Origin of the sequence: Flavobacterium yafengii (assembly GCF_030010375.1) — a bacterium.
Taxonomy (GTDB): Bacteria; Bacteroidota; Bacteroidia; order Flavobacteriales; family Flavobacteriaceae; genus Flavobacterium; species Flavobacterium yafengii.
In genome coordinates this window covers 341,124-353,510 of record NZ_JASCRY010000002.1, presented here as the reverse complement: position 1 = coordinate 353,510, position 12,387 = coordinate 341,124, and the positions used below count along the sequence as shown (strand labels likewise).

At 33.0% G+C, this 12,387-nt stretch carries 7 protein-coding genes; 2 read left to right on the top strand and 5 right to left on the bottom strand.

The genetic code is table 11. The features are described 5' to 3' along the window. The first annotated feature begins 232 nt into the window (after positions 1-232). Positions 233-1,705, top strand: coding sequence for a sensor histidine kinase (locus tag QLS97_RS09075; RefSeq protein WP_282716086.1), 1,473 nt, complete (start codon positions 233-235; stop codon positions 1,703-1,705). Here the strand turns inward: QLS97_RS09075 and QLS97_RS09070 are convergent. Both QLS97_RS09070 and QLS97_RS09065 read right to left on the bottom strand, forming a co-directional pair. Further along, positions 1,702-2,334: a response regulator transcription factor gene (locus tag QLS97_RS09070; protein ID WP_282716084.1), complete on the bottom strand. Its 633-nt coding sequence runs from the start codon at positions 2,332-2,334 to the stop codon at positions 1,702-1,704. The two genes, QLS97_RS09075 and QLS97_RS09070, sit on opposite strands and share 4 nt — an antisense overlap. A 150-nt stretch (positions 2,335-2,484) precedes the next feature. Next, the gene (locus tag QLS97_RS09065; RefSeq protein WP_282716083.1) at positions 2,485-2,667 is read right to left on the bottom strand and encodes a hypothetical protein; all 183 of its coding nucleotides are present in this window, start codon (positions 2,665-2,667) and stop codon (positions 2,485-2,487) included. 434 nt (positions 2,668-3,101) lie between these two features. Between QLS97_RS09065 and QLS97_RS09060 the strand changes: the two genes are divergently transcribed. Further along, entirely contained in the window at positions 3,102-5,021 is a 1,920-nt protein-coding gene (locus QLS97_RS09060) for a metallophosphoesterase family protein (protein WP_282716082.1), read from the top strand. 90 nt (positions 5,022-5,111) lie between these two features. Here the strand turns inward: QLS97_RS09060 and QLS97_RS09055 are convergent, their stop codons facing one another. The 3 genes from QLS97_RS09055 to QLS97_RS09045 form a co-directional block, all read right to left on the bottom strand. Then, entirely contained in the window at positions 5,112-6,911 is a 1,800-nt protein-coding gene (locus tag QLS97_RS09055) for an alkaline phosphatase (protein ID WP_282716080.1), read from the bottom strand. Between the two features lie 254 nt (positions 6,912-7,165). Next, entirely contained in the window at positions 7,166-8,860 is a 1,695-nt protein-coding gene (locus QLS97_RS09050; RefSeq protein ID WP_282716078.1) for a RagB/SusD family nutrient uptake outer membrane protein, read from the bottom strand. 15 nt (positions 8,861-8,875) lie between these two features. Then, a complete protein-coding gene (locus tag QLS97_RS09045; protein ID WP_282716076.1) occupies positions 8,876-11,827 on the bottom strand; it encodes a SusC/RagA family TonB-linked outer membrane protein in 2,952 nt (983 codons plus the stop codon). Between the last annotated feature and the right edge of the window lie 560 nt (positions 11,828-12,387).

Below are 12,387 nucleotides of genomic sequence, written 5' to 3'. Positions count from 1 at the left end.
AAGAACTTATTGCATATACAAATTTATTATTTCACAAAAATATAATAGAAAAATTCGCACAAATAAAAATCGATATCCTTGTAGAATTATTACTAGGGAAAAATTTATTTAATACTAGCAGCAGGAAAAAAAGCATCAAAATTAAACACAGCTTTTTCTTATTTTTTTTCGAAAAACACACAAAAAATTAACAAATTTTATTACTTTACAATACCATAAAATATAAAAGCTTATGTCTGAAATTAAGAACTATGTAAATTCAAAAAAGAATATAATAATCCTTTATATCATCATGTTTTCTTCCTGTATCACATTAATTATCATAAACTATACTACGATTAGAATTTTATCGGCATCAAGGGCGTATGTAAACGGAGAATCGAGTTATTCAAAAGGACAAAACAAAGCCTCCCGTCATTTGATTAGTTATCTCTATACAGAAAATGATAAACATTGGAAATTATTTGAAGAAGAGTTAAAAATTCCTTTGGGAGATCAAGTAGCAAGAGTTGCTTTAAGTAAAAATCTTGATGAGGATATAGCCAAAAGAGGATTTAGAGCAGGAAAAAATAAAGAAGAGGATTTAGATGATATGATATGGATTTTTAAAAATTTCAATTCTGTTCCATTTCTTAAAAAAGCAATTCATAAATGGGAAAATGCCGATGAATTAGTAAATCGACTTCTTAAAAAGGGTATTGAAATTCATAAAAAAATTCAAACTACGAAATTAGACGAACAAACAAAAAATAAAATCACATCTGAAATCAATATTCTATGCGATAATCTAGACAATTCAGCCGATAATTTTTCTAATATTGTTGGTGATGGTAGCAGAGAAATTAAAAACCATTTAATTGTCCTAAATATATTTTTCATATCATTAATAATCAGCAGCGTAAGCTTTTATTATGTAATAACACTAAAAAAAATAATTGCCTCAGAAAAGGATGTTAATAAAACAAAAGAACAATTACAAGATATTATAGAGGACTTAGAAAAAACTAAAATGGAATTATCTACAGAAATAATTCAGCATAAAAAGTTAATTGGAACTATAAGTCATGATATAAAAAGTCCAATGAAATATTTAGCGATGACTAGTAAATATATCTATGAAGAATCTATAAATTATGACGATCAAAAATTCAAAAAAAATGCAAAATCGGTTTATTCATCTACATTACAGTTATTCAATTTTATAGATAGTTTACTGACTTATTCTAAAATATTCATTGAAGGAAAATCTTCTGAAAATTCGGCTTACTATCTAAGAAAACTGGTACAAACAAAATGTAATTTATTCAACGAAATTGCCAAGGCTTCCAATAACATTTTAATAAATGAAATTGATAAAAATGTTGTGACAAAAATAAATCAAGATATATTATCTGTAATTCTTCACAACATCATTGACAATGCTATAAAAAATACAGAAAATGGAGTCATTAAAATTTATAGCCTTATTAAAAACAAAAAATTATATCTGGTTGTAGAAGACACAGGAAAAGGATTTACAAAAGAGGATTTAATATATTATAAACAATTAAGTAATGAACAATCTACTGAGAAATTAATCCTAAGAAACAGCGGAATGGGACTACCTATGATTATAGAATTAATACATATACTTCACGGTAACTTAAAAATTTCCAGTGAAATAAGCAAAGGTTCTAAATTTGAAATAATTACGGATTTAAATTAATTTGTGAATTTTTTAAACAATTCAGATAATTCTATAATATTGGTTATATGTGTTTTTTTAAAAACATTTAATTTGTGGGTGCTTACCGTCGACATTTTTATATCCAATTCATTAGCGATTTCAAGATTCCCAAATCCTTTTACAAGAAGTTCAGCAATTTCTAATTCTCGGTGGGTAAGTTCTTCTAGTGGATTACTGCTTTCTCTCTTACCTTGAGAAAACCTTATGAATTTTTCAAGAATATCAATTGAAATATATTTTCCTGCTTCCAAAACTGCTTTTACAGCCTTAACAATTGTATCGCTATCGCTCAACTTGTTCAAATATCCGTTAGCCCCGGCTTGGACATAACGAAAAGCATAAATATCCTCCTCGTGAGCAGAAAAAATTAATATTTTTACATCTTTTTGCAGCTCCCGCAAAACATCTATCATATTGCATTTTTTTCCGCCGGGCAAATTGATATCCAATATTACTAAGTCAAAACAAATATTATCAAATTCAAGAAGTGCTTCTGGAAAATCACTAGCCTCAAAAACCTGAACCTCATCCAGTTCATTTTCTAATAATAAGGATATCCCTGACCTTACTATAAAATGATCGTCTACAATTAATATGTTTTTTTCCATAAACAAAAACTAAATTTGAAGCTATTAAATCACTTTCTAAACCAATACTAACAGTCAATTACCTATTTAAAAAAGGGAAAATAGCAATCAAAAAACAGACATTATTTCAGAACGAAGCCTTTTAAGCTACATTATATAAAAAAATGTTTTTTAATTTTTTATATAATTCATTCTGTTGTTTTTTACTAAAAATGCAAAAGCAGCATAGAAACTCAAGACACAATTTTTAACATCCGGAGAAATAACGTTATTTGCTAAATTTTCATCTTTTCTAATTTTAATTAATCCAAAATTTAAAACGTCTTCTTGTGCCTTAAAGCTATTAAAAGTCATACTTGAGAAACTCAAATTAGTGATTTACTTTTTTACTAAATTAAATTTACTACAGCTTATATACCTTACAAAGGTCAAAATGATACAGAAAAAAGTGTTATATTATTTTTTATAAAACTTACATTATTCACACTTTTTAATCATAAAAAACACTTAAAATCAATACATTGTTTTTTTACAAATTCAAGTATTTATAAATTTCTTGTAGGTCAAAAAAAGTCTTCCTATAGATTACGATTGATGAATAAGTACGATATATAAGAATTTAGTAATTCTAAATTAAAACTATTCCAGAAAATTTTTTAAATCTAAAGTCTAGAAAAAAATAGTACAATAAAATAAACACATAACATTCCCTTAAATGAATTGTATTCTTTTTTTTCTATCCTTGTACCGTTTGAAAAACATTAAATACAACTAATTTAAAATCTTCAATGAGTCGAATAATTGTTTATTTCTCCCTTTTTCTATTTCTTTTTACTGCAGTTTCAAAAGGGCAGTCTCCAACTGAGGAATTAAAAATTGCTTTTCTGGCAGATGTTCATTTTCAGGATATATATGGAACCTTACAAGACAGCGACTACAAAGGAATCACCAATCCTAAGAACGGAAAGCATACTTTATTAAGAACGATGGAATCGCAGTTACATTCGACTCGGATTTTTAATGAAAACTATTTTGCTTTTCTCGCAGCCCTTGATGATATTGTACAACGAGGTATAAAAATCGTGGCGCTTCCGGGTGATTATAGTGATGACGGACAACCGCTTCACATTCGGGGACTAAAGCAAATCCTTACTGATTATACTAAAAAATACGGTATCCAATTCTTTATCACCACAGGCAATCACGATCCTGCCGGACCTTTCGCTCAGGAATCCGGGAAAAATGATTTTTTGGGCAGTGGAGGAAAAAGCCAACCTATTTTCAGTAAAAAAGGATTCTATCAAGCCAACAGCAATAGTGAAAATACGGTAGTAATAAGCCAGGATATTGCCAAAATGGGATATCTTGGTATTACCCCCGAACTAAAAGATTTTGGTTTTTTTCCAAAAGAAAATGATGTATTCTGGGCCACTCCTTTCAGCACTTATTCATTAGATACTTACAATTTTGCAAAAGCATCAGAAGCGGCTTCATTAACAAACAGAACGTATTCCGTAGCACCTGGATATTCCGTACCCGATGTAAGTTATGTGGTAGAACCCGTTCCCGGGCTTTGGTTGCTGGCCATTGATGGGAATGTTTATATTCCTAAAAAAGAGACTGCTAAAAACTCAAAGGACTCCAAAGAGTATTCTGATGCAGGCCAAGGTTACAACAAGGTACTTTCTCATAAAAAACACCTGATAAAATGGATTGAGGATATAAGTGCTGAGGCTAAAAAAAGAGGAAAAACCCTGATCGCATTCAGCCACTTTCCAATGGTAGAATTTAATGACGATGCTTCCCCTGAAATTGAAGAATTAATGGGTAAAGGAAAATGGCAATTAGACCGTGTTCCGAAGGAAGAAGTCGCACAAACCTTTGCTGATGCAGGATTGAAAATCCATTTTGGCGGACACATGCACATCAACGATACAGGTGTTCGAAAAACAAAAAAAGGAAATACGCTGGTAAACATTCAAACCCCTTCTTTGGCAGCCTACATTCCTGCCTACAAACTACTCACTATCAAAAAAAATGAGGTAATGGAAATAGAAACCATAGCAATAAATGAAGTGCCCCGATTCAATGAACTGTTTGATCTTTATAAAATGGAATATGATTTTTTGAAAAGTCAGAACACAGCAGACATTTGGAATAATGCAATTTTAGAAACAAAAAACTACCATGATTTTACTGATTTCCATCTAAAAGAATTAGTTCGATTGCGTTTTTTACCAGACGATTGGCCTGAATTATTTAAGAATTTTATGTTAAATATTTCAGGTGAAGAATTACTGATACTCGCTAATTTTGAATCTAAGGAAGATTATGACACCATCATAAATCACAAAAACGATTTTGAAAAAGAGTGGAAAAAAGCAGAAAAGAAAGTAAAGCAACAATTAAAAAAGAATCGGTTCAATCAAAGTGATTTTAATTGGTCTGGTTTGGAGCTTATCACCGACTTTTATCGCATTCGAAGCGCCGATGAACTGGCTATTGCTGACATTGGAAAAGAAAGAATAAATCAATATCAATTTATTATCACTTCCTATCTTGACCATCAAAAGGAAAGAAAATTAAATCCAGAAAATCCAACAGAAAAAAATACAATTCTTCTTCTGACCATTCTGAACAAATTTTTAAACGGAGCTCCGGCAGATCATTTTTTTATTGATTTAAAATCTGGTACGATTCAGAAATAAAAACCAATATTTCCCATAAAAAAAGAGATTTTCCCAACAGGAAAACCTCTTTTTCTTTTAATTTAATTTTTATAGCGATCTAACTATTAATTATTTAAGTTTCAAAACTTGCTTGATTTTATGAAAGACTTCATTGTTTTCATACACTCCCGAAAAAATATCCGATTGAGGTCCATAAGTAAATATCGGCACCATAATTCCAGTATGATCATAAGTTGTAAAATCGCCTTCAATCATTTTATCTTTTAAATTCCCCTGCGGTAACGTAAACCCGGAAGTCTCATGATCTGCGGTAACAATGACTAAAGTGTTGCCTGTTTTATCTGCAAATTTAATCGCTTCGGTTATGGCTCTGTCAAAATCAATTCCTTCTGAAACAATTCCGGGTACATTATTCGCATGACCATAGGAATCTATTTGAGCGCCTTCAACCATAAGAAAGAACGGTTTATTCTTAGCATTCAAAAATTCGAGTCCGTTTTTTGTGGCTTCTGCCAATAGGTTTCCACGTCCTTTTAAAACACTGGGAACCGTATTTTCAGAGAAAAAAAGACCAACTTGATTCTTGTTACTTTTGGCAACATCTGCAATGGAATTTAAAATTGAGAAATCAGTTTTAGAAAAACCATCTGCAAAATTACTGCTTCCACCACCCATAAAAAGAGATAATTTACTATTCATAAGGTCATTAGCGATTGCTGCTGTCAAATCTCGCTCTTTTTGATGCGCATAAAAAGAAGCGGGTGTCGCTCCTGTAATATGATCCGTTGTAATCAAACCCGTACTAAATCCCTTTTTAGTAAGAACTTCCATAATACTTTCGATAGTTTTCCCTAAAGAATCCACTCCAATAGCTCTGTTATATGTTTTTTGACCAGTAGCAAGAGCCGTTCCTCCCGCAGCTGAATCGGTAGTAAAATCATCCGAGGATTGTGTTTTTAGAAACCCAATAGATTTTAATTGCGTCAGTGTCAATTGGCCACCATTAGCCAAAACAGCACTAGAAATCTGAGCAAGTCCGTTCCCATCTCCTATAAGCAGGATAACATTTTGTATGGGACTGTTTTTCTTGTCAGACAAATAAGTAGGCGTGTATACCGGCGAATCAATCGTATTGTAAAAAACTCTGCTGTCTAATGTATTCAGATAACGGGAACTCTCGTAAGGCATATCGGTGTTTATAAAATCGACTCCGAGATCCTTGAACGTTTTCCATGCGGTTTTAGAATCTGGACAACCCCAAAAACGAAATGGTTTTCCATAACTATGGGCCTTTTTAATCGCTTCAGATACCTTTTTGTAATCTTCGGCAGTGAGCCTTCCTTTTCCGTTCCATGACGAAAATTCACTAAAACTTTTGCTGATTAGCGCTACTTTATCCCATTGTTCTTTTTCAGGAATACTAACTAAACTTTGATAATCAAATTGAATATAATTCGGATATTGTGTATATGTTTTTGCTTCTGGTCGGTTTCCCGATATCACAATAGAGAATTTTTTATTGTTTATGACATTGGGATAGGTTTTTAAAATAGCTATTAGTTTTTTCAGCGTAGCAACAGGCTCGGTTTTAATATCAATCAGTAATTGTATCGGTTGCTGATTTCTAAGTTGAAGATCGATTACTTGTTGTAAAGGATCTAAATAAAGCTTTTCCAGAGTACGTTCTGTTTTGATATTGGTCTCGGTGTGGCTTACATACAAGTTATTATCCTTCAAAAAAATATCCGCTTCAATAGAATTTAAACCATTGGCGTAAGCACTCCAAAACGGAACATTTTGCTCATAATCATTATGAGAATGTATTTTATATTTTTGAACTTCTTGTGCCTGAATGAACTGCAAGGAAAATAACAAGGCAAGAACTGAAATTTTAATAGATTGGGTCATAGTATAAATTGTGAAGAAAGAGTAGTGTTAACTCGTTGGGTGTAATTATTCAAAACGTCAGTTCGAGTATTTTTTGTGGAGTAAAACGGAACAAAAAATGTATCGAGAACCGTATTTAATTATGTAGACCTTTCGGGTATCATAACAATACACCGAAAGGTCTTTAATAAAATTATATTTTAGGAAGTGAATTCATGTGATACTATTTGGTTTTTTATTTTAAAACAGTACCAATAATCCTCTTTTTAATCCAATTAATATCCTGCGTTTTGAACCAAATATCCAGGTTTGTCTGAAGCTCCGTCAATAGCAGATTGTGGAATTGGAAAAAGACGTTTCTGAACATTACTATCCGTTTTTTCAGTCCACGTTCCTTCATATTTTCCAAAACGAATCATATCCGTACGTCTAAGCGTTTCCCAGTAAAATTCAAATCCACGTTCTCTGTACAAAAGATCAAGTGTCATAGAAGTTAATGCTGGAGCAGCAATTCTTGCCGTTCTTGAAGCTCTTACCACATTCACATCTGCAAGTGCACCACCCATATCATTTGATTTACGCAATTTTGCCTCAGCACGCATCATGTAAATATCAGCCAAACGCATGATAACGATATCAGCATCTCCTTTGTTTCTTCCGGTATCCGATTTTTTACTGAACTCATATTTCAAAACTCTATACCCGGTACTGTATCCACTACCTGCAGCGGTAAAATCGATAAACTGCGTATGGTTTACTAACTTGGTTTTATCCGATCTTGTAATATTTCGAAGCTTACTTATTTTATAACCAACACCATCCGCACAACGCGCAAATGGCTGTCCGTTTGCAGTGGTAATCAATCCGTATTGTTGTCCTCTCAATATTCCTCGATTCACTTCAAAGTCTTTTGCAGCGATACAGGAATCAGCGGGTATTCTAAGGTTCTCTTTAAAAAATCGAGGATCGGCAGTTGCAGGATCTTTAGCTCCATACGCCGAAACCCATGTCTGATAAAAATCAGGAGTAATGGCTGGTCCGTCAGTTCCGTTTGCTCGGGGAAATGCAGGACTAGGGAACATATCACCAGACAAGGAGAAATAAGCCAAACGATTGTGTCCGTTCAATTCAGCACGTTGATCAACAGCAAAAATTAATTCTTTATTGGTATGATTTTCATCATCAAAAATTTCAAAATATTCCGAAGAAAGATTGTACTGACCAGATGTAATAATTTTATCGGTATACGAAATAACTTTATCCATATCCTCTGATTTAAAATCAAAATTAGTCGCATAAGGCTGGCGGTAAACTGCAGCATTCAAATGCAAACGAGCCAAAAGTCCCCATACGGCACCTTTAGTAATTCGACCTGGTCCAGCCGTAGTGGTCACTTCATTTTCAATAGAGACTAATTCTTTTGCAATGTATTCTACCGCATCATTACCGCGGACAATAGTGGAAACTTCTGTCGGATTTTCTTTCACAAAAATCAACCCGAATAAGTCCAAACTCAACATCGAATAATAGGCTCTCAATCCTCGGGCTTCCGCTAAATAAATTTTAGCTGTTGGATTTGTTTCTGCCAAGGGAGCCAGCGCATTTATTGCAGTTACTGATCGTGAAATCCCTTGAGTAATGGAACCCCAAGTATCTTTTATACGAATATGGGAGCTAGAATAAGTATGGCGGTGCATATCAATAAAGATTCCGTTGTCTCCCCAATCTGTTCCGCCTCTATACGGCAAAATAGCTTCATCTGTTGATATTTCCTGAAGAGTAAAATAACTGGTGTGCAAAAACAAATTGGGTAAAACTGCGTAAGCTGGAGAAATACTTCCATCAGCAACTGCATCCATTGTAGCTCCTCCTGTCAAGGATTCATCCAGTACCTCTTCCTCAAGATCAGAACACCCAAATTGCATTAAAGTGGTTAGTAACGTAAATACTAGTATAAATTTATTTTTCATGTGATTTGCTTTTTATTAAAATGAAACATTAAATCCAAATAGAAATGTTCTTGCTTTTGGATAACTTAAATAATCGATTCCATAAGAAGTAACACCATCTACAGATCGATCTGTATTAACCTCTGGATCGTAACCGTCATAATCGGTAATGACAAATAAATTTTGTCCTGTTAAAGAAAACCTCATCGAACTAACCCAGTCTTGGATACCAATCGTTTTAGGATTTAAATTGTACCCTAATGAAAGATTATTCAAACGAATAAAAGCACCATTTTTCAAATATCGTGTTGAAATCGAAGCAGGATTTGTTATCGATTCTGATGGATATTGAGCAGCTGCAGCAGTTGTATTTAACGATTTTGCTAAACGGGCTTTGTAAAAACTAGAATTGGCAGTATTATCATAGATTTTATTTCCAGATACACCATTGAAATTAAAATTCAAATCAAATCCTTTGTATGCGATGTTACCATAAAAACTGTATAATTTGTCTGGTAATGCGCTACCAGCAACTACTCTGTCAGCATCGGTATCTAAACCATCACCGTTTACATCCCTAAACATGCTCATTCCTTGATCATTAATACCAATAAATTCTTTCATGTAGAAGGTACCAATAGGCTGTCCGTTCACATATCCATTAATAGTAGCTGACGAAAGACCGGATCCTGATGCACTTCCTGTTGTTAAAACAGTAAAAGGAGAATTTTCAATTTTGTTATCTATGAAAGAGACATTTCCACCTAAACTAAATGAAACTCCATTTTCGTTTTTGTATTCATAAGCAAGCGCTAATTCTAGACCTTTATTTGTGATGGTCATATCTTTCACATTTGTCCAATACGTTGAAGCGGCTTGAATTGGATCTGACGGAACCACTTCAAGTAAAATATTATCCGAAACCTTGTTAAAATAATCTACCGTTCCCGATAAAGCGCCATTAAACAATCCAAAATCTAAACCAACATTGGTTTGTGAAGATACTTCCCACTGAATATCTGGATTAGCAAAACGAGCATAAGTGGTGCCCCCAGGGAAAGTTCCTGCTGGATTAAGAGGATAACTTGTACTTCCTGTCACTGATGTTGTAGAGGATGCCTGTGTTATTTTAGATGGAATTTCCTGATTACCTGTTCGTCCCCATCCTGCCCTAAGTTTTAGGTTGCTAAACGGTGATGATTTCATAAATTCTTCTTCTGAAATTCTCCAACCAGCAGCAAATGAAGGAAAATTTCCGTACTTATTGTTACTACCAAATTTTGACGAACCATCCCTACGGAAAGTAGCAGTCAACAAGTAGCGATCTTTAAGACTGTATCCTACTCTTCCAAAAAAGGATTGTAATTCATTTTTTATAGCAGATCCTGATGGTAAATTATCTATTAAATCCAATTCTTGTCCCAAACCGGGATTGTATTTTGGGTCGATACCATTATCTTTAAATTTATCAATACTCCAATGTCTGTATTGCACAAATGTCTTTTGATACGAATGGCCTGCCAAAAGAGAAAAATTATTCTCTCCTAAATCAAAGTTGTACGTGATATAGTTTTCAATCAAATTATTTTTATTACTGATATAATACGAATCCAGCCTTCCGTCCTGTTGCGGTAAAGTACTTGGTCGATTTTGTATGTCTCGGTCAGAATTGGAGTTGTCAACACCTAAATTTAACTTATAGTCCAATCCTTTGATAATTTCAAACGAAGGAGAAATGTTCGCTATAATTCGGTTTGTATTCGTCAAATCTTCATACAGATTAAGACGGATCAACGGATTAAAAACATCTGCAAATATGGAAGGAGCTCTATTTTCATCATACGCAGGATATGTTGGATTCAAGCTTAATGCAGTACCTATAAGGCTTTCTATCGCAGGCCTCTCACTTTTTGTATTGGTAGCATTCAAGTTTAAATCAATCTTAAGCCTGTTGTTAAACATTTTTTGGGTTAGATTAATTCTCCCTGAAAGTTTTTTCAGTTCACTATTTTTTAGAATACCTTGTTGATCTTGATGACCAATAGAAGCAAAATAGGTTAGATTGTCAGCACCACCGCTTAAATTTAAGTTATGGTTTTGAGAGAATGCTGTTCGAGTTATTTCTTTTTGCCAATTGGTAGATCCACCCAAATCAATTAGTTGTCCGCCTATTTCAACCACTTTTGCTCTAAAAGCATCTGCACTGTAAACAGGGATTTCTTTAGCCATACTTGATGTACCAAGACTAGTGGAATACGTTACTTTAGATTGTCCTTTTTTACCTCTTTTTGTAGTAATCAAGATAACTCCATTAGCTCCCCTTGAACCATAAATAGCCGTAGCAGAAGCATCTTTCAACACGTCGATAGATTCTATATCGTCAGCATTTATAAAACTAAGCGGATTTGTTGCTCCGCCTGTACTTGAATTGTCAAGAGCAAATCCATCAATGACAAATAAAGGTGTACTTCCAGTACGAACACCACCTTGACCACGTATGCTTATGGCTTGATTGCTTCCAGGTTCCCCACTTGCAGAAGTAATATTAACCCCAGAAACCTTACCTTGTATCAATTGTTCTGGTGAGGTAACTATACCTCGATTAAACGCGTCATTTTTAACTGAAGTGACTGCACCGGTAACATCCCTTTTTCGTTTTGAACCATATCCCACTACTACCAAATCTTCAAGTTGCATGGCGCTTGATTGCAACTTTATATCTAATTTGTTGTAGTTTTTAATGGTTACTTCTTGTGTTTCTAATCCTATATAAGAAAACTCAATAACATCTCCAACTGATGCTTTAATCGTAAAACGACCGTCAATGTCGGTTACTATTCCTTTTTTAATTCCCTTCACTAATACATTAACTCCCGGTAACGGAAAATTGGCATCATCTAATACTACTCCTGTTACTTCTGTTTGAGCCCAACCAGCAACAGAGAAAACAGTTAAAAAGAATAGCATCAAAAATCTAATTTTTTTCATCTTTTATCAATTTGTTTATAATGGACAAATAGAATCGATATTTGCTAAACTTATGTTAATTACGAAATAACAAAAAGTAAATTTTTCAAGAACAAAAAAGTCTCTATTAGTAAAAAAAGAAAAAAGAAAAGACATTAAATCACTGATAAACCCGATAGAAATTAAGTATTTAAAAAAAAGTATTCTAACCGCTATTTTTTATTTCGATTTGATTAAAATAGAATTCTTGAACACTAATTCAACGCTACTAAAAATTGAATTAAACTAAAAAAAAATCAGCAAATAACTGATTGAAAGAACTTTTTCATGTATTGGAAGTATATATTTGGCTAATAAATAAGTCTTCCCCTAGAAACTAACTCAATATGATTCTGATTTAAAAAAAATATTTAAATAAATCATAATGATATTAAATCCTTGATGAAAAACAGCTAAAATAAAAGACAAGGAGCTACATAAATAAATATTTTTCAGATAACAAATAGTTAACATTTGTATAATATAAACACTCGTTTTATAAAAGAATAGCTTCTTTATTTACTGTCAAACTTTAGTAATAA

Coding starts and splice junctions, on each gene's coding strand:
- QLS97_RS09065 (WP_282716083.1), bottom strand. CDS start 2,667: ATGACTTTTAATAGCTTTAAGGCACAAGAAGACGTTTTAAATTTTGGA.
- QLS97_RS09060 (WP_282716082.1), top strand. CDS start 3,102: ATGAGTCGAATAATTGTTTATTTCTCCCTTTTTCTATTTCTTTTTACT.
- QLS97_RS09075 (WP_282716086.1), top strand. CDS start 233: ATGTCTGAAATTAAGAACTATGTAAATTCAAAAAAGAATATAATAATC.
- QLS97_RS09045 (WP_282716076.1), bottom strand. CDS start 11,827: ATGAAAAAAATTAGATTTTTGATGCTATTCTTTTTAACTGTTTTCTCT.
- QLS97_RS09055 (WP_282716080.1), bottom strand. CDS start 6,911: ATGACCCAATCTATTAAAATTTCAGTTCTTGCCTTGTTATTTTCCTTG.
- QLS97_RS09050 (WP_282716078.1), bottom strand. CDS start 8,860: ATGAAAAATAAATTTATACTAGTATTTACGTTACTAACCACTTTAATG.
- QLS97_RS09070 (WP_282716084.1), bottom strand. CDS start 2,334: ATGGAAAAAAACATATTAATTGTAGACGATCATTTTATAGTAAGGTCA.